The sequence below is a fragment of the Erysipelatoclostridium sp. MSK.7.34 genome, from assembly GCF_019041935.1.
GTDB lineage: Bacteria > Bacillota_I > Bacilli_A > Erysipelotrichales > Coprobacillaceae > Thomasclavelia > Thomasclavelia ramosa.
In genome coordinates this window covers 38,620-58,498 of record NZ_JAHPYJ010000023.1, presented here as the reverse complement: position 1 = coordinate 58,498, position 19,879 = coordinate 38,620, and the positions used below count along the sequence as shown (strand labels likewise).

Here is a 19,879-nt window from a genome sequence, read left to right as displayed (position 1 = left end):
TTCGAGAACTGGAACAGCAGATAAGACGGGATATTGAGGACGGTATCGACAGCACAGGCAAGAAAATGACGCTTTGCCAACTCTATGCCAAACAGAACGCACAAAGGGCAAATGTGAAGAAAAGCACAATGAAACAAAGGGAACAACTCATGCGGTTATTAAAAGAGGATAAGTTAGGTGCTAGGAGCATTGATACGATAAAACCCTCTGACGCTAAGGAATGGGCATTACGCATGAAAGACAAAGGCTTTTCCTATAACACCATTAACAACCATAAACGCTCGTTAAAAGCGTCATTCTATATCGCCATACAAGACGATTGTGTAAGGAAAAACCCTTTTGATTTCAAGTTAAGTGAAGTCCTAGAAAATGATACCAAAGAGAAAGTCGCATTGACAGAGGAACAGGAACAAGTCCTACTCTCATTTATCAAGACGGACAATGTGTATCACAAGCATTATGATGATGTGCTGATATTATTAAAAACAGGACTTCGTATCTCGGAACTGTGCGGACTGACAGTAGCCGATATTGATTTCAAGAATGAAGTTGTGGTTATCGACCACCAGTTACTAAAGAGCAAGGAACAGGGTTATTATATTGAAACGCCTAAGACAAAGAGCGGAATAAGGCAAGTGCCATTAAGCAGAGAAACAATACAGGCATTTCAACGGGTTATGAAAAAACGCCCAAAGGCAGAACCATTTGTGATAGACGGACGGAGCAATTTCTTATTTGTCAATCATAAAGGCAAGCCCAAAGTTGCGATTGATTACAACGCCTTATTTGTCCGTATGGTAAAGAAATACAACAAGCACCACAAGGACAAACCCTTGCCACATATCACACCGCATACGCTACGCCATACATTCTGCACAAGACTGGCAAGCAAGAACATGAACCCGAAAGATTTACAGTATATCATGGGACATTCAAACATCAGTATCACAATGAACTGGTACGCTCATGCGTCCATAGATACCGCAAAATCAGAGGTTCAGCGTCTAATCGCATAAGAAGTATTTACCACGATTTTAACCACGATTGATAGCGAAAATATAAGAAGATAGACCTAGATATGTGAGGTTTACCACAAAAGAAAAATGCCCGTAGAGCCTATAAAATAAGGCTTTGCGGACATTTAAGAAAATATAAAAAGATAGTCAAAAAGACATATATAATTTTATACAAATAATAGTCGATAATAAAGAACATGTTTATCTTATTGCTACTGATTATCAAATAAGTGAGAATGAAAAAGATGAAGTTGAAACAGTATTGTAATAATCGGGGTACGATTCTTCAAGTCGTGTTAGTTATTTTTATTGTTTTAATCTTAAACATAAGTCTTGTTTTTAATAATATAATAGAGAATAGCCGCAGTCTAGAACGAATCAGAGAATTAGATAGGGCACGTTTGTTGGAAATAACAATACTGAGATATTATAAAGAAACAATTTTAAATGATCTTCTTTTTAGTGATGAAATAAGTATTGATGATTATTTCATTAATTATACAGTGGATGATATGGGGAGTTACTATTATATTGTTACAACAATCAAACAAAATGATTCATCATACAGTTTTAATTTGGAGATTAATATCGAAACGCTAGTAATATCATCGTTTGATTATCAATAGTTACTAAAATCACTTCACTTTATCGATGATTTTTGATATAATCACAAAGTAAATTACAAGTAAGGAGATTTTAAAATGATTAGTGTTGGAGATTTAAGACCAGGAATTACTTTTGAATATGAAGGTAACTTATATGTAGTGCTTGATTATTCTCATAATAAAACAGCTCGTGCGGCTGCAAATATCAAAGTTAAAATGAAAAATATGCGTTCTGGAGCAACTACTGAAATTACTTTTGGTGGAAATGATAAAGTAAAAAAAGCACATATCGATAAACGTAAAATGCAATATTTATATAATTCAGGAGATGCTTTAGTTTTCATGGATAATGAAACTTACGAACAAATCGAAATTCCTGCTGGAAACTTAGAATGGGAAATGAATTTCTTAAAAGAAAGTGATGAAGTTGAAGTAACTAGTTATGAAGGAGAAGTATTAGGGGTATCTTTACCAATTAATGTACCTTTCACTATTACAGAAACTGAACCAGCAGTAAAAGGTGATACAGCTACTGGGGCAACAAAAAATGCAATTATCGAAACTGGATTTCAAATTAAAGTACCTTTATTTATTTCTGAAGGTGAAGTTGTCATTGTTAATACAGTTGATGGAAAATATCAAGGAAGAGCTTAACACTAGTTTAACTAGTGTTTTTTTTCATATATTTTAACTTTTAGCATATATTAAAGTAGTTGATAAAAGGAGAAATAATATGAATAGACAAGCCATTACTTTTTTAACCCTATTTAGTCTAATTTTGGTACTTTCAATTTACTATATTCTTCTACCACCTGAAGGTGAAGCCAGTGAAGTATCTGTTAATAATGAAGAATTATCGCAAATTGAAGTATTACAACAAAATTTAGAAAAAGAAAGAGCAGATTTAATTAGTGAAAATAATGCAATTATTGCATCAAGTGATAGCGATAGTAATAAAATCGCTGCTGCTTTGGCTAATATTAGTGAAGCTAAAGAAACTGCTGCTTTAGAAGCAAAAATTACAAAGATAATTAATGATGCTGGTTTTAAGAATGCATTTGTTGAGGTTGAGAATAAAACGATTAAAGTAGTTATTGATAAAAAGGAAGCAAGTAGTAGTGATGCTAACAGTATTATTAAAACAGTTATGGAAAAGACTAAAAATGAGTATCAAGTTGAAGTCAAGTTTATCAGTGAGACTTGAATTTTATCTTAAATTTATATACAATGGGAGTATATAAAGGAGCATTTAATATGAGTCAAGAATATTATTCAGTAGAAAAAGAATCTAATTTAGGAGCTTTAAATATTGGTTTGAGCGTTTTTCAAGCTATAGTTGTAAAAGCAGTTGAGTCAGTTGATGGTGTTCAATTTGAAGGAAATATGATCCCAATGCCTGGAAGTGGGCCAGTTAGAACAAATATTAATAAAAATAACCAAGTAATTATTGATGTTGATGTACTAATTGATTATGGATTGAATGTTGCATCAGTGACTAGTGCCTTACAAAATAAAATAGCTCAAAGCTGTTTTGAAATGACAGGAATCAAAAATGTTAAAGTAAATATTGAAGTTAAAGGAATTAATTTTTAAGGTTATCTTCGGATAATCTTTTTTGTTTTATTATGATGCATTTCGTTTATTTTAAAGTGCAAATATGGTAAAATCATGATAGATATTTTGGAAGGACGGATTAGATGAAAAAATATAGAAAAAAAATAATTAGAGAAAAAGCAGTAATTGCAACTTATCAAAAACTGCTAGTAGATACAAATGAAGATGAGATTCGTGAATATTTAAACAGTGATAAGGATTTATCTAGCAATCAAGATGATTTTGATTATTGTTTTATGTTTATTATAAGTATTGCTAGTAACATTGAACGTTATAAAGCTGAAGTTGCTAAATATTTAAAACCCGGATGGACGTTAGATAGATTATCAAAAATGGAACTTGCAATTTTATTAGTTGGATGTTATGAACTTTTAGAAACTGAACAAAGTAAAGAAGTAATCATTAATGAAGCGGTTGAATTATCAAAAAAATATTGTGATAGTGATGCTTATAAATTCATTAATGGATTACTTAATAGGATTAAATAGTGGAAAAACGATATCTGACGGTTAGTGCACTTAATCGTTATTTAAAAGCTAAAATTGATTCTGATAGTCAATTACAGCGAATCTTAATCAAAGGTGAGGTTTCTAATTTTAAACATCATAGTTCAGGACATTTTTATTTTACGCTAAAAGATGAGCATTCAAGAATAAATGCAGTAATGTTCTCTTCAAAAGCTAGTAAAGTTCCTTTTGATTTGACCAATGGGATGAAAGTACTTGTTCAAGCTAGTGTGTCAGTATATGATGTAGCAGGCACCTATCAATTGTATGTTGATACAATTGAACAAGATGGATTAGGAAATTTATTTTTAAAATATGAACAATTAAAAAAGCAGTTAGCTAGCGAAGGTTTATTTAACCCTGAAAATAAATTAGTAATTCCTAAATTTCCTAGTAAGATTGCAGTTTTGTCAGCCTATCCTAGTGCTGCTCTTGCTGATATTATTAGAACCATTCACTTGCGTTTTCCTGTCGTTCGTGTAATCGTATTTCCAATTCCAGTCCAGGGTAAGGATGCATATTTGGAAATAATTAGAACACTTAGATATGTTGATACACTAGGATTTAGTGAAATTATTATTGCAAGAGGCGGAGGTTCATTAGAAGACTTATGGAACTTCAACGAGGAAGGATTAGCTCGAGCAATTTATCAATGTAAGACACCTATTATTAGCGGTGTTGGTCATGAAGTTGATTTTACTATTTGTGATTTTGTTGCAGATTATCGTGCTGCAACACCAACGGCTGCGGCAATTAAAGCAACACCGGACTTATTTGAATTACAGCAGGCTGTAGACAATATAAAATATACTTTAAATAATTTAATGAAACAAAAAATTATATTAAATAAAGAAAATTTAAATCGATTAAAGTCATTCTATTTATTTAAAAATCCTCAAAAAATGTTTGAAGATAAGACGGCTAAAATTGATTATTTATATGATCAATTAAATAATGTTTTTAACCATGATTTGATTGAAAAACAAAACAAAGCAAGCAATTTAATACAAACTTTTAATCATCAAGCCAATTTATTTACACTAAATCAGCGAAATCGTTTAGATACAATTAATCGAACGATGAGTCTTGAGATTAAACGTAAATTACAACATAATCAAGAAAAGTTTTATTATTCATTATCAAAATTAAATACTTTATCACCCCTTAAAACATTAGAACGTGGTTATGCAATTGTTTTAAAAGAAGATCATGTTATTTCATCAGTTGATGATTTAAATAGTGGTGATAAAATTGAATTAAAATTACATAATGGCATTAAAAAGGCCATTATAGAATAGAGGTTAATTTATGGACAATATAACATTTGAACAAGCAATGAGTCGCTTAGAAGAAATTATTGCGGCTCTCGAAAATAACCAAATATCACTTGAAAAAAGTGTAGATTTATTTCAAGAGGGAATAAAACTATCAAAGATTTGTAGTGATAAGTTAGCTGGAATTGAAGATAAAGTAGCAAAAATCTTAGTGGATGGAAAGTTAGAAGATCTAAAAATCGAGGAATAACATGGAAAATTTAATTGAACAAATTAATGAACGATTATTAGAAATCATTGAGGAATTTGGCGATTCTAAAGTTAAAGAAGCCATGAAATATTCTTTGATGGCCGGTGGAAAAAGGATTCGTCCGGTAATGATGCTGCAGGTGATTCGTAGTTATGATAAAAATTACCAAGATTATCTAGATATTGCTTGTGCAATTGAGATGATACATACGTATTCATTGATTCATGATGATTTACCAGGTATGGATAATGATGATTTAAGACGTGGGCGACTAACTTGTCATAAACAATTTGATGAAGCAACTGCCATTTTAGCTGGCGATGCATTATTGAATGAAGCTGTTAATGTAATTATTAAAACAAAAGTTCCTGATGAATTAAAAATCTCGTTGTTAGCAACTTTATATCAAGCCAGCGGTATTAACGGAATGATTTTAGGGCAAGCATTGGATATGGAATACGAAACTAAATTGGCTACTCGTGATCAGTTAGATTTGATTCATCACCATAAAACAGGAGACTTAATCAGTGCAGCGATGAAAATGGGAGCGTTAATTGCTAATCCCGATGACCAAAAAACATGGGTAGAAATCGGTTATAAGATTGGTTTAGCTTTTCAAATTCAAGATGATGTTTTAGATGTAGTTGGTGATAGTAGTTTATTAGGAAAAAAAGTTGGTAGTGATCAAGTAAATCATAAATCTACATATGTAACTTTGATGGGAGTAGAACAATCTCAAATGATTGTTGAGCAATATTTTAAAGAAGCAATGGAATTAATTTATAAATTAAAGATTAATCATGGATTAATTCTAGAAATAATGGAAAAATTAAAGAAAAGAGTGAAATAATGGATCTAGAAAAAATTACAGATCCCTCTTTTTTAAAAGAGCTGGATATTAGACAATTGAATCAATTAGCCGATGATATCCGCAAATTTTTGATTAATAATATTTCAAAAACGGGAGGACATCTTTCGAGTAACTTAGGAGTTGTAGAATTGAGCATTGCACTCCATTATGTTTTTAATTCCCCTAAAGATAAAATTTTCTTTGATGTAGGACACCAGTCTTATGTTCATAAAATTTTAACGGGACGTGCTGGTCAATTTTCTACACTACGCCAATATAAGGGACTTTCAGGCTTTCAAAAGCGTTGTGAAAGTGAACATGACCCTTGGGAAGCTGGTCATTCCTCAACTGCATTAAGCGGGGCCTTGGGAATGGCAGTAGCAAGAGACTTGAATCATGAAAATTATCATATTTTACCTGTGATTGGCGATGCTGCAATGGTTGGGGGTGAATCTTTAGAAGCATTAAATCATCTTGGCTCAATTAATAATAAAGTGATTATTATTTTAAATGACAACCAAATGGCAATTGGTAAAAGTGTTGGTGGTTTTGGTGATTTTTTATCTTCAATAAGAATTAGTGGTACATATAATAATTTAAAAGAGGATTATCGCAATATTACTTCGCACAATAAAATAGGTAAGATGATTTTTAATGTTTCCAAACGAGTTAAAGATTTTGTTAAGCATGGATTGATTGATGATACAATTTTTGAAGATTTTGGGGTTGATTATCTGGGTCCGGTAAATGGTCATGATTTTGATGATCTAATTAGGGTTTTAAATTTAGCTAAAAGTGCAAAAACTAGTGTTGTAGTTCACGTGGTTACGAAAAAAGGGCGTGGCTATAAATACGCCGAAAATGATATTGCCGGTAAATGGCATGGGATTGCCCCATTCAATATTGAAGACGGAACTATGAAAGGTGCGGGAACTAGTTCGAAAATAAGTTGGTCAAAAATGGTTGCTGATCATATTGAAAGGCAGATGAAATCAGATCAGGATATTGTTGCTATTACCCCTGCCATGATTCATGGTTCTGCAATGGATAATATTTTTATGCATTATCCTGAGCGAAGTTTTGATGTTGGAATTGCTGAAGAGCATGCTTTGACTTTTACAGCAGGGTTAGCAATTTCTCAAAAAAAGCCATTTATTTCTATCTATTCTTCATTTTTACAACGTGCATATGATCAAATAAATCATGATATTGCAAGAATGGATCTGGGCTGCTTGATTTGTGTTGATCGCTGTGGATTTGTTGGAGCAGACGGACCTACACATCATGGTGTTTTTGATTTAGGAATATTAACACCTCTGCCAAATGTAATAATTTGTACTCCAAGTAATAGTTATGATGCTAAACGCTTTATTAACACATATTTAAAGAATAACGATCATCCTTACATTTTAAGAATCCCTCGAGGCGATATTGAAGATATGAATGTAGGTGATGAGCTTTTAACTATTGGTAAATGGCAAGTTGTAAATCGAAAAGATTACGATGTAACAATTATTTGTTATGGTCAAAACGTTAACTTGATTCGTGAATTTTTTAAAGATAAAGAGATAAAAGTTAGAATTATTGATGCTTTATTTATTAAACCTATGGATGAAGATATGTTAAATGAAATTATTGATGAAAAACCGTTGATTGTTTATGAAACAGAATTAAAAACTGGTTCTTTAGCTAGTAATATTGCTTATTATTATAGCCAAAATAATATTTTAAAACGGATTCATAGTTTTGGAGTAGATGACCACTATTCTGTTCAAGGAACAGTTGCACAAATTTTACAAGATGAGGGTTTAGATATGGATACTTTTTATCAAAAAGTTAAGGAGATACTAAATGAAGAAGGAAAGAATTGATGTTTTATTAGTCGAACAGGGCTTTTTTGATTCTCGTGAAAAAGCTAAACGCGCGATTATGGCCGGGATTGTTCATGATGATTATGATATTATTGATAAACCGGGAACAAAAATTCCAATAGATTCAAATCTTCATGTTAAAGGAAACATAATGCCATATGTGTCACGTGGTGGCTTAAAACTGGAACGTGCCTTAAAGGAGTTTGAATTAGATATAACGGATAGAATAATGGTCGATATCGGCAGTTCAACAGGTGGGTTTACCGATTGTGCTTTACAGAATGGTGTAAAACTAGTTTATGCAATTGATGTTGGAACCAATCAATTAGTTTGGAAATTACGCAATGATCCACGTGTTATTGTAAAAGAACAAACAAATTTTAGATATGCAACAAGTGAACTGTTTGAACATGGAATTCCTACTTTTGCTTCAATTGATGTATCTTTTATTTCTTTGAAGTATATTTTTGATGCATTAAAAAATATTTTACATAGTGGTAATCAAGTTGTAGCACTAATCAAACCGCAGTTTGAAGCTGGACGTGAAGAAGTTGGGAAAAAGGGAATAGTCAAAGAACCATCTGTCCATCAAAAAGTAATTCAACATGTTATTGAATATGCAAATCATGATGGCTTTGTTTTAGAAAAGTTAACTTATTCGCCAATAACTGGTGGTGAAGGGAATATCGAGTTTCTAGGGCTTTTTGTTAAAGATGGTAATAATGTTGCCATTGACATAGAAAGAGTTGTAGAAACAGCACATAATTGTTTTAAAGGGTAGGTGAGATAATGTTAGAGAGTATATATATTGAAAATTTTGCTATTATCGACCGTCTTGAAGTCGATTTTCATAATCATATGACTGTTCTTACGGGAGAAACTGGGGCAGGAAAATCAATTATTATTGATGCGATTGGTCAATTAATGGGAAATCGTAGTCAATCAAGTTTTATTAAAGCTGATTGTGATGAATGTTTTATTGAGGGTGTTTTTACAATTGGTGCTAAGTCACCAGTCTTAAATAAATTAAAAGAATATCGTATTGATTATGAAGATAAATTAGTTGTTTCAAAATCTTTTAATCGTGATAATAAATCGATTATTAAAATTAATTATCGTAATGTTTCAAAAATGGTATTACAATCAATCATGGCTGATTTAATTGATATTCATTCACAATTTGAAACCCATAGTCTTTTTGATGCTGAAAATCATTTAATTATTTTAGATGAGTTCATTAATCAGCCTTTAAAAAAATTATTTCAGACATACTCACTAGCATATCGTACTTATAGAGAAATAAATCGTGACTATCAAAAAGCATTAAACGAAGAGCTGAGTGATGAGCAATTAGAATTTTATCAAGCTCAATTAGCTGAAATTAATAGTCTTGATCTTGAAGAATTAGATGAAGATGAGTTAGAACGTGAAAAAAAACTGCTTCAAAGTTATGAGAAAACAAATGAGCAAATTTCTAAATATCGACAATATATGAATGGTGATCGTGGTGCTCTAGCAACATTAAGCAATGCATTAAGCGAATTAGAAGAATTAAACGATAATCCTCAATATCAAAATACGTATGAAAGGATGTATGACCTATATTATAATTTAATTGATCTTGATGATGAAATAATCAATGAATTTAATAGTACTAATTTTGATGAATATCGTTTAAATGAAATTCAAGAAGTCTTTTTTAAATTAAATCGTTTAAAAAGAAAGTACGGACAATCAATTGAGGCGATTAAAGAAGCTAAAGAAGATTTAGAAATGAAAGTTGCTGCTTTTAACAATCGGGAAACATATTTGAATGATTTAAAAAAACAATTGGATATTGCTTATCAAGAGACCAAATCAGTAGCTGAGCAAATTACTAGATTAAGGCAATCAAAAGCTAAAGAATTTACTGAATTAGTTACAAAAGAATTAAAATCTTTATATTTAGATAAAGTTGTTTTTAAGGTTGATTTTAAATTAGTTGATTTTCAAAAAAATGGACAAGATAATGTAGAATTCTTAATTTCTACAAATGCTGGACAAACATTAAAACCGTTGAATAAAGTAGCTTCAGGTGGAGAAATGTCCAGAATTATGTTGGCAATCAAGATATTGTCCTTATCTTCGAGCTCTGTGGAAACAATTATTTTTGATGAAGCTGATACTGGCGTTAGTGGTAAAGTGGCTGAAAGTATTGGAGCAAAGATGAAATATATTAGCAAGCAGCATCAAGTATTGTGCATTACTCATTTAGCACAAGTTGCCGCTTTTGCTAAAAATCATTATTTGATCCAAAAATCAAGCAATGACAATTATACAAATGTAAAGATTAAAGAATTATCTTATGATCAAAGTATTAATGAAATTGCTAAATTGATTTCTGGAAAAGAAGTATCTCAGGAATCAATAAATCATGCAAAAAAATTAAAAATAAGTAGTGAATAATTAAAAGCATAGAAACCAAACTATGATGTAACGAATGTTACAAGGAGGTTTCTATGCTTTTTAAAAAGCTAATCCTTTCCTTTATCTTAGCTTTAGCCATTATTAATCCAATTGCAATATATGCTATTTCTCTAGTACCTGGTGGAGATTCCATTGGAATCGAACTAGATTATCAAGGTGTGGTTATTACAGGAGGATATAAGATCAAAGTCGGTAATGAAAGCTACGATCCACTAGCAAAAGATTTTAAAGTTGGAGATATTATTGTCGCAATTAACAATCAAAAGGTAACAAGTATTGAAGAATTAAGCAATGTTATTAAAGAAGGCGATATAGCTAATCCCAGATATGATTTAACCATTAAAAGAGGTAAAGAAACCCTCCACCACGACCTCCAGGTCGTTTATGAAAATCAGCAATTTTCTACGGGATTATATGTCAAAGATGCAATTAGCGGGGTTGGAACACTTACATTTTATAACCCGGCAACTAGTACTTTTGGAGCTTTAGGACATGCAATGAGTGACTCTAAACTTGACAGCGAAGAGCTTATTCAAAATGGTAATATTTTTGAAAGTACAGTAACTAGTATTAAAAAAGCAACAACGCAATCTTCAGGAAATAAAATTGCAGACATTTCCAATATTGAAATAGGTAGTATAAACAGCCATAGTCAATTTGGTATTTATGGAACTTATAATTATGATATTTCAAAACGAGAAATGATGGAAACTGCATCTATTGAAGAAACTAAATTAGGAAAAGCCTACTTTTTAACTGTTTTAGATGGTGATAAAATCCAGAAGTGTGAAATTGAAATCACTAAATTGAATGACCAGGATTCTATAAAAGAAAAGGGAATTGAATTTACTGTGACAGATCAAGAAGTAATTAATAAAGCTAATGGAATTGTACAAGGAATGAGTGGATCACCGATTATTCAAAATAACAAAATAGTTGGGTGTGTGACTCATGTATCAGGTAATAATCCAATTATTGGCTATGGTCTATATATAGATTGGATGCTTGAGATGGATAAATAAGGATAAAAAGGTGCTCAAATTGAGCACCTTTTTATTTCAATTTGGTGAGATTTTTAGTATAATTATACAGTTAAGGGGGAAACATGATGAATTTATTAACGATAAAAAGTGCATTTAAAGAAAGTATCCCCGTTATGATGGGATATTTAGTCTTAGGATTTGCTTTTGGAATGTTGCTTGTTTCTAAAGGATTTCCAATTTATTATGCATTTATTATGAGCTGTTTTATATATGCGGGAAGTATGCAGTTTGTAACAATTTCTTTATTAGCTGGTCAAGCTTCTTTTATTAGTTCATTTATTATGACACTGATGGTTAATGCAAGGCATTTAGTTTATGGATTATCAATGTTAAAAAAATTTAATTTTTTAGGGAAATTAAAACTTTATATGATTTTTTCATTAACGGATGAAACATTTTCTTTACTTGTGAAAAATGATTTTAAAAGTAACATATTCAATTATGGCAATGTTAGTTGTATATTGTTTAAGGGATACAACTTTTATTTCCGGAAATCATGGTTTTCCAGAAATAATTGCCGTTTCAATTACCATTATAATTCATTTATTAAAGGAAAATACTTTATTATCGATTTTAGTAGGCACAATTACATATATGATTTGCATTCAAGTGATTTTTGCATAAAGGAGGTATAGTAATGCAAGTTGTTTTCCACATTGATCTTAATGCATTTTACGCAAGTGCAGAAATATCACGTAATCCTGACTTAAAAGGAAAACCAATAGTTATATCTGGTAAATCACGACGAAGTATTATTACCACAGCTTCTTATGAAGCCCGTGAATTTGGCATTCACTCTGCAATGCCACTATTTCAAGCATTAGAATTGTGCAAAGATTTAATTGTTTTACCTGCCGATTTTGAATTATATCATCGTTTATCTAATGATTTTTTTTCAATAGTAGCTTCTTATAGCGAAATTTTAGAGGTTGCTAGTATTGATGAATGCTATGTAGATGTAACTAAAATAATTATAGATAAACAGATTCATCCAATATTACTTGCTAAAGAAATTCAAAAAAATATATATGAACATTTAAGTTTACGCTGTTCTATTGGAATCGCACCGAATAAATTTTTAGCAAAAATGGCAAGCGATATGAAAAAACCAATGGGAATTACTATACTTACAAGGTCTAATTTAAAAGAAATAATGTGGCCATTAGATATTAAGGATATGTTTGGAATTGGTAAAAAAACTCAGCCAAAGCTTAAAGCAGTAGGAATTAATACAATTGGTGATATTGCAAATTATGATAACTATAATAAACTAAGACAAATTATTGGCAAAAATGCGCTACTATTGTATCGTAAAGCCAATGGAATTGATAATAGCGCTGTTGATGCTAAACAAAATGAATTAAAGTCTGTAGGAAACTCAACTACTTTACCATATGATACAAATGATGAGGAAATACTAAGGGATACATTAAAGAGTTTAGCTCGCCAAGTTTCAGCGCGAGCTAATAAGCGCAACTTAATTTCAAATTCAATCTCGATTACTATAAAATATACTCGCTTTGAAAGTGTTACTAGACAAACTACTGTCAATTCATTTATTAATGATTATGAAACCATATTATCTACTGCAAAAATGTTATTTGATGCTAATTATAGCGGTCGACCTGTGCGTCTTTTAGGCATCAGTTTAAATAATACAATCAATAAGAAGAACTACAAAGAACAACTTAATATTTTTGAAATGGCGCAAGAGGATGAAACCAATGATGATTCTCTTGAACAGTTACTAAATGCTATCAATAATAAATTTGATAAGAAGCTGGTGACTAAAGCTTCATCATTTGCAAAAAAGACTCCCCAAAAGAAATATTTAAAATAAAAGAATAAAATAATGATTTGCTCATAAGTTGTATAAACGGAGGATAACTTATGAGCATTTTAAATAAAGTTTTTAGAAATGAAAAAGTATTAATTAATATATTTTCTGCAATATTATTTGTTTTTGGTATCTTATTTGGCATTATTTATTATTTTTATGGTAATGAAGCCCTATTAAATTTATGTAAATATATCTTTTTTTTCAAAGATAATGAGGCAACCAATAATTATAATCTATATATTACAATTACTAGTTTCTACATATTTTTATCTCTAATAATTTCAACTAGTTTTTTAGGAACAATTTTTAATAGTTTTGTTATTTTTACAAAAGGAATGCAATTATCGATTGCAAGTATTTTTTATTTTACTTTAAATACGTTTGATGCATCTATGCTTTTTTTAGGTTTTTTTCCACAATTAATTATTGAATTAGCATTAACTTATATTATTTCTATAATTTCTATTAGATTATCAATAAATTGTTTTACAATTTCATTTTTGACAACAGAAGTATTTAATAGTCGAAAAATAATTAATTATATCTTAGATTACGTAATAATTATCTTAATAATAGTCACATTATCAATGGCATTTAAGGTTTATGCACTTTAGTTAGCAAATCGTTAGTATGGTTAAATTTAAACGTGATATAATTATTAAGTGAAGGTGAGGTGAAAGTAAGTGTAGTACTTGCTAAATTTATGTTAATTAAAGATGCCTTAAGTGAATATAAGCAATATTTGATTGTTGAAAAAGGTTTGAGTAAGAATACTATTTATTCTTATCTACGAGATTTGATTGCTTTTTCTAATTTTATCGGTGAGGAATATGAAATTAATCAAATTGAAAATATTAATAAAGAACATATTCATCTTTATTTAAAGGAGTTATCGAAAACAAACTGTACTAATTCAATTTCTCGTAAACTTGTTTCTTTACGAATGTTATATATTTTTTTAGTGAAAGAAAATATTGTGAAAGAAAATCTCATGAGTAGTTTTACCTTACCGAAAAGAGATAAAAAATTACCTATTGTTTTGTCTCAAGAAGAAATGATAGAGATACTTGATGGGATCATTGTTTGTGATGCAATTAGTACGAGAAATAGATGTATGGTTGAATTGCTATATGCAACGGGTATGCGTATTTCAGAATTGTTGAATCTTACTTTGAAAGATTTAAATATTAAAATGGGATTTATCAAAGTTATTGGAAAAGGAAACAAAGAGAGAATGATTCCAATCGGTTCATATGTTGGAGAGATATTGGAACAATACATAAATGATTATCGAGCTGAATTTAATATAAAAAATGATAGTTTATTATTTTTTAATAAGCATGGTCAAAGATTAAGTAGAGAAGAATTTTATTCTATATTACAAACAATTGTAAATTCAACTTCTATAACTAAAAAAGTCTCGCCTCATACTTTTCGGCATACGTTTGCAACTCATCTTTTAGAAAATGGTGCTGATTTGCGTTCTATTCAAGAATTGCTTGGCCACAGTGATATTAGTACAACAACTATTTATACACATATTTCGAATCAAAAGATTAGAAGTGAGTATCAGCAATTCCACCCACGCATAAAAAAGCATAATGATGGGTAAAATAATGTCTAGATATGGAAACAATTTAATGATATACTTATGATTGCGTAAAAAGTGACGCAAGGAATGGAGGACAAGATGAAATACAACAGAGTTTTTTTAATTGTGTGTGATTCCTTAGGAATTGGTAATGCAAAAGATGCTAATTTATATAACGATGAAGGATCAAATACTTTAAAACATATATGTAATGCCTGCAATGGCCTTGATTTACCAAATTTGGAAGGATTAGGATTAGGAAGTTTGGGTAATTTTTCTGGAATACATCAATTAACTTCACAATTAGGATATACTTTAGCTTTAAACGAGATTTCTAATGGTAAAGATACTATGACCGGTCATTGGGAAATGATGGGGCTTAAAACTGAAAAACCATTTATTACATTTACCGAAACCGGCTTTCCTCAAGAATTTATTGAACTTTTTGAAGAAAAAACTGGGCGTAAATGTGTTGGCAATAAGGCTGCAAGTGGTACAGCAATTCTTGATGAGTATGGTGAACATCAGATAAAAACAGGTGATTGGATCGTATATACTTCAGCTGATTCAGTTTTTCAAATAGCTGCAAATGAAGAGATTATCCCGTTAGAAGAATTGTATAAAGCATGCGAAATTGCTCGTGAAATAGCCATGGATGAGCGTTGGAAAGTTGGTAGAGTTATTGCTCGACCATATGTAGGAAAAAGGGTAGGGGAATTCAAACGTACTGCCAATCGTCATGATTTGGCCTTAGCACCATTTGGACGGACTGTTCTTGATAATTTGAAAGATAAACAGTTTGATGTTATTGGAGTTGGGAAAATTCCGGATATTTTTGTTGATCAAGGAATTACTAAAGCAGTTAAGACGGTAAGTAATCAGGATGGAATGGAAAAAACTGTTGAACTTGCAAAATCAGAATTTAAAGGATTGTGTTTTGTTAATCTTGTAGATTTTGATGCAGTATACGGTCATCGGCGTAATCCTGAGGGCTATGGGCAAGCAATTGTAGATTTTGATAAGCAATTGGAGGAATTAATGAAATATTTAAATCATGATGATTTATTAATGATCACTGCTGATCATGGTAATGATCCAACTTATAGTGGTACTGATCATACTCGTGAACAAGTTCCATTAATTATTTATTCAAAGGAATTATTGAAGCCACGTCATTTACATGATATGGAATCTTTTGCTGTAATTGGTGCTACAATTGCAGATAATTTTGGTATCGAATTACCAACTATTGGCCAATCAATTTTAGAATTAATTAAATAGGAGAATTTATGGAAGATAATACAAAACGATTGATCGTGATGTCAATTTTAGCTTATGCAATTGGAACGTTTATCTTTGCTGCAGGATTAATGACCAAGACAGCCGTTAGCATAATATTATTTTATATAATTGCAAGCATATTAATAATTTGCGGTATTTTAGCATTATATAATAATTATAAAAAAAATCATCAAATTAAATTATACTTATACTTAATAGTGGTAGGAATTGTTTTCTTGTTTTTAAATACAACGGTATTAATTAATAACTTATAGTTTATAAAAGCATTCTAAGATTATTGGAATGCTTTTAATTAGGATTTATCGATCAATTTATTTCTGTTTGTCTATTAAAAATTAATTATAAAATTTACATAATATACATTATGCGAAGTTATATATGTTATATCTACTTTAATAATTATAAGAGGTAAGGAGTTTTTAATATTCCTTACCTTTCTTGATTTTATCCATTTCAAATGAATCATATAAATTTGTTACATATTCACCATTGAAACAAGCTAAACATAAACTACATTTATGTTTTTCTTTATTAAAATGGATAGATTTATCAATTCCTTCTTCAGTAATAAAGGCAAGTGAATCAGCTTCAATATAATTGCATAATTCATTAACATTCAAACGATTAGAAATTAATTCGTCCATGGTTGACATATCAACACCATAAAAACAAGGATATTTGATTGCTGGTGAAGCAATTCTTACATGCACTTCTCTAGCACCAGCTTCTTTTAACAATCGTACAATTCTTTTAGAGGTAGTTCCACGTACAATTGAATCATCAATCATAACAACACGTTTTCCTTTAACAATTGAAGAAACTGCAGATAATTTCATTCGAACCCCCTGCTCTCTCATTTCTTGAGTAGGTTGAATAAAAGTACGACCTACATATTTATTCTTAATCAGACCCATTTCATAAGGAATATTAGCTGCTTCTGCATATCCGATTGCAGCAGAAATAGAAGAATCAGGAACACCAATAACTAAATCAGCTTCTACTGGTGCTTCTTTAAATAATTGTTTACCAGCAAGTTTTCTAGTTGTATGAACATTTATTCCATCTAAATTACTATCTGGTCGTGAAAAATAAATATATTCCATTGCACATATTTTATCAGTAACATCATTTGTATAAAGCTTTGATTTGATTTGACCGTCTTTGACTCTAACGATTTCACCAGGTTCTAAATCACGAACAAATTTTGCACCAACAACTTCAAATGCACACGTTTCTGATGAAAATACATATGCCCCATTAGGCAATTGACCAATAGAAACAGGTCGCAAACCATACTTATCTCTTGCTACATACAAAGCATTCTCAATCAAAATCAAAAAGGCAAATGCACCATCAAGTTTGTTTAAGGAATTACAAATACGATCAATCATATGACCTTCTTCACGCATAATTAAATGACCTAAAATCTCAGTATCTGAAGAACTAGAAAAAATACTTCCTTTTTTTTCTAAGTCCGCCTTTAAGACATTGGCATTAACAATATTTCCATTGTGCGCAATTCCTAAAGATCCATTTAAGGTTCTAAATAATAATGGCTGAACATTAGCAATTCCACCACCACCAGCTGTTGAATAACGAACATGACCAATAGCATGATCACCTTTCATTTTGCTAATTTTATCTTGATCAAATACTTCAGTAACTAGCCCTTCACCCTTTTGAATTGACAAAGCTTCTTTATTTTTTACAACAATACCAGCAGCTTCTTGCCCCCGGTGTTGTAAACTATGTAATCCATAGTAGCACATTGCTGCAGCATTTTCATATCCACAAACTGCAAATACTCCACATTCCTCATGTAATTCTCGATCTTTTGAAAACATTAACTAACCTCCTCTTAAATACTTTTACATTTTATAATGCAGAGATAGGTTAGTCAATAAAAAATAGGTATTATAGGCACTCATTTATATAAAATTTATTATCTTGACAACTATTTTTTAAAAAATTGGTCAACATTGTACATATATACGTACAATCACCAATTATTTCATTGTTTAAATCACTTTCAATAATCAGTTCTTTGTTTGTTTTTGATAAGAAACAAACGATTTTATTTAGACTTTCATAATTAGTATAGATTATTTCACTGACCTCAATTTTAGAAGCACTTTCATGATAAATTGCATATCCAATTATTTTAGCATTATCATAAAATAATTTTATTCGATCATTATAAGCACGGCAACGTGCGATTAAGTAATTTTGGTAATAGTCGATATCTCTTTTACGATAACCATTAAAATCTTTTGTGAAATCATTATATAATTTAAGTGAATTTACAAAATCCAGATCTTCAATAACTGTTAAATCATAATCATTTTGATATGATTTTTTGTCAACATTTGTAATTTTATGATAATAATCTTTATTAAATCCAAAATTATAATAAATTTCTGGCATGTAAGCTTGAAGTAAAACTTTTTGACCAGCATATTTTGGCAAGTTAAGCACATAGTTCATTAACTTTTTCATCATTCCTTGCTTTTGATAATTCTTATTAGTAGCAACACCAAGAATAAAGTATGCCTTTATCTCCTGATTATCCAGAACAATGGTATATGGGACTATTTGCATCATTGAAACAAGGAAGTTGTTATTTTTTAATAGATATGTATTTTCTTTGCTGTAACATTTCATAAAATAAAAGTTAGTTGTTTGCTTGTCTTCATCTTCAAAACTATCACGCCATAGGTCAATAATTGAATGCAGATCATTATCTGCTGCCGGCATAATTGATAGGTTACTAGGAACAATATTATATTTCTTAACCATTTTAACTGGGTGCAGCATTTGTTTAGCACGGCGTAGTGATTCTAATCCCATATCTTCCTCACGGTTAACAAATTCATAACCCTCAAAATTTCGTTCTAGGAAGAATTTACCAATTGCCACATATAATCCTCTAATATCTTTATTAGCCTTCTCTACGTGAATTTGAACGGTACTGTGTTTAAGTGGGGAACCAATAATAAATGCTTCTAACTGTCCGTTAATGTAAATACAGCCAGTTTTTATTTCCAATTCATGACGATGTACTAACAAGTAGACAATCCCGATATACTCAGAAATAACACTCTCTTCTATTCGATGAGAAAAATCCCATTTTTTGAGACACTGTAAAACATTATCAACATCTTCATCTTCAATTTCTTTATAAATATAATTCGGATTTTCTTTAACAAACGCATTAAAGTGATTTCTTCTCTTTTGCATTTTTTTTCCTGCCAAAGATTCTAGAGATTTTTTTGTATAGACATAATCATCAAAATCTTCATTATGCAAATACAAAAACTTATCTCCATATCTTTCTTTAATTAAACTCATAGATTCTTCAACAGCTAAATCGATTCTAAAAAGAAAGTTATGCTCTTTAGCATAGTTTTGCATATATTCGATTGCTTCATAGTAGTACTCTGGTTTGCAAAAAGGCATTGCAAAAAACTTTTCGTCTAAATATGTGTGTAACATAACCATGAAATTATCTTTTATTTCATAATATATTTCATATTCATGATCCCACATCATCATTGTGACAAAATTAGAATTATAGCCCTCATAATTTGCATCGTCTAAATATTTTTTTATTTTGTGATAATCGTTTAATAATAATTTTCGCATATTACTCCT

General features: G+C 30.4%; 21 protein-coding genes. 19 read left to right on the top strand and 2 right to left on the bottom strand.

The genetic code is table 11. The features are described from left to right. The 19 genes from KTF99_RS13655 to KTF99_RS13560 all read left to right on the top strand — a co-directional run. A partial coding sequence (locus KTF99_RS13655) for a tyrosine-type recombinase/integrase (protein WP_254210179.1) occupies positions 1-1,016 on the top strand: 1,016 nt, incomplete at its 5' end. Positions 1,017-1,261: 245 nt separating this feature from the next. After that, positions 1,262-1,642, top strand: coding sequence for a hypothetical protein (locus tag KTF99_RS13650; RefSeq protein WP_008791740.1), 381 nt, complete (start codon positions 1,262-1,264; stop codon positions 1,640-1,642). 75 nt (positions 1,643-1,717) lie between these two features. Continuing rightward, positions 1,718-2,275, top strand: coding sequence for an elongation factor P (gene efp, locus KTF99_RS13645; RefSeq protein WP_003538298.1), 558 nt, complete (start codon positions 1,718-1,720; stop codon positions 2,273-2,275). Positions 2,276-2,354: 79 nt separating this feature from the next. Further along, positions 2,355-2,825: a SpoIIIAH-like family protein gene (locus tag KTF99_RS13640; RefSeq protein WP_003538299.1), complete on the top strand. Its 471-nt coding sequence runs from the start codon at positions 2,355-2,357 to the stop codon at positions 2,823-2,825. Between the two features lie 50 nt (positions 2,826-2,875). Continuing rightward, positions 2,876-3,214 (top strand): Asp23/Gls24 family envelope stress response protein, encoded by a 339-nt coding sequence (locus tag KTF99_RS13635; protein WP_008791739.1) that lies wholly within the window; start codon positions 2,876-2,878, stop codon positions 3,212-3,214. 104 nt (positions 3,215-3,318) lie between these two features. Further along, positions 3,319-3,723, top strand: coding sequence for a transcription antitermination factor NusB (nusB, locus tag KTF99_RS13630; RefSeq protein ID WP_003538301.1), 405 nt, complete (start codon positions 3,319-3,321; stop codon positions 3,721-3,723). Then, positions 3,723-5,039: an exodeoxyribonuclease VII large subunit gene (gene xseA / locus KTF99_RS13625; protein WP_003538303.1), complete on the top strand. Its 1,317-nt coding sequence runs from the start codon at positions 3,723-3,725 to the stop codon at positions 5,037-5,039. Before nusB ends, xseA begins: the two co-directional genes overlap by 1 nt. Before the next feature lie 10 nt (positions 5,040-5,049). Further along, positions 5,050-5,265, top strand: a complete 216-nt coding sequence (xseB, locus tag KTF99_RS13620) for an exodeoxyribonuclease VII small subunit (RefSeq protein ID WP_008791738.1) — start codon at positions 5,050-5,052, stop codon at positions 5,263-5,265. Between the two features lies 1 nt (position 5,266). Continuing rightward, positions 5,267-6,115 (top strand): polyprenyl synthetase family protein, encoded by an 849-nt coding sequence (locus KTF99_RS13615; protein ID WP_003538307.1) that lies wholly within the window; start codon positions 5,267-5,269, stop codon positions 6,113-6,115. Beyond that, complete coding sequence (gene dxs / locus KTF99_RS13610; protein ID WP_003538309.1) at positions 6,115-7,986, top strand: 1-deoxy-D-xylulose-5-phosphate synthase; 1,872 nt, start codon at positions 6,115-6,117, stop codon at positions 7,984-7,986. Before KTF99_RS13615 ends, dxs begins: the two co-directional genes overlap by 1 nt. Then, the gene (locus KTF99_RS13605; RefSeq protein WP_003538311.1) at positions 7,967-8,767 is read left to right on the top strand and encodes a TlyA family RNA methyltransferase; all 801 of its coding nucleotides are present in this window, start codon (positions 7,967-7,969) and stop codon (positions 8,765-8,767) included. Before dxs ends, KTF99_RS13605 begins: the two co-directional genes overlap by 20 nt. 8 nt (positions 8,768-8,775) lie before the next feature. Beyond that, positions 8,776-10,431 (top strand): DNA repair protein RecN, encoded by a 1,656-nt coding sequence (recN, locus tag KTF99_RS13600; RefSeq protein ID WP_029480008.1) that lies wholly within the window; start codon positions 8,776-8,778, stop codon positions 10,429-10,431. Positions 10,432-10,484: 53 nt separating this feature from the next. Further along, a complete protein-coding gene (locus tag KTF99_RS13595; RefSeq protein WP_003538314.1) occupies positions 10,485-11,474 on the top strand; it encodes a SpoIVB peptidase S55 domain-containing protein in 990 nt (329 codons plus the stop codon). A gap of 86 nt (positions 11,475-11,560) precedes the next feature. Beyond that, positions 11,561-12,130, top strand: a complete 570-nt coding sequence (locus KTF99_RS17680; RefSeq protein WP_029480010.1) for an AzlC family ABC transporter permease — start codon at positions 11,561-11,563, stop codon at positions 12,128-12,130. Positions 12,131-12,132: 2 nt separating this feature from the next. Next, positions 12,133-13,335, top strand: a complete 1,203-nt coding sequence (locus KTF99_RS13580; protein WP_008791734.1) for a DNA polymerase IV — start codon at positions 12,133-12,135, stop codon at positions 13,333-13,335. 50 nt (positions 13,336-13,385) lie between these two features. Beyond that, positions 13,386-13,949 carry a hypothetical protein gene (locus KTF99_RS13575; RefSeq protein ID WP_008791733.1) on the top strand — a complete coding sequence of 188 codons (564 nt, stop codon included), beginning with the start codon at positions 13,386-13,388 and terminating at the stop codon, positions 13,947-13,949. A 59-nt stretch (positions 13,950-14,008) separates the two neighbouring features. Further along, complete coding sequence (gene xerD, locus KTF99_RS13570; RefSeq protein ID WP_081723938.1) at positions 14,009-14,947, top strand: site-specific tyrosine recombinase XerD; 939 nt, start codon at positions 14,009-14,011, stop codon at positions 14,945-14,947. 78 nt (positions 14,948-15,025) lie between these two features. Next, positions 15,026-16,207: a phosphopentomutase gene (locus KTF99_RS13565; RefSeq protein ID WP_008791732.1), complete on the top strand. Its 1,182-nt coding sequence runs from the start codon at positions 15,026-15,028 to the stop codon at positions 16,205-16,207. A gap of 8 nt (positions 16,208-16,215) precedes the next feature. After that, positions 16,216-16,482: a hypothetical protein gene (locus tag KTF99_RS13560; protein ID WP_029480014.1), complete on the top strand. Its 267-nt coding sequence runs from the start codon at positions 16,216-16,218 to the stop codon at positions 16,480-16,482. Positions 16,483-16,647: 165 nt separating this feature from the next. On the opposite strand, the gene purF is transcribed toward KTF99_RS13560, so the two are convergent. Continuing rightward, a complete protein-coding gene (gene purF / locus KTF99_RS13555) occupies positions 16,648-18,072 on the bottom strand; it encodes an amidophosphoribosyltransferase (RefSeq protein ID WP_003538353.1) in 1,425 nt (474 codons plus the stop codon). A 70-nt stretch (positions 18,073-18,142) separates the two neighbouring features. After that, positions 18,143-19,870 carry a GNAT family N-acetyltransferase gene (locus KTF99_RS13550; RefSeq protein ID WP_117581878.1) on the bottom strand — a complete coding sequence of 576 codons (1,728 nt, stop codon included), beginning with the start codon at positions 19,868-19,870 and terminating at the stop codon, positions 18,143-18,145. Positions 19,871-19,879: the final 9 nt, after the last annotated feature.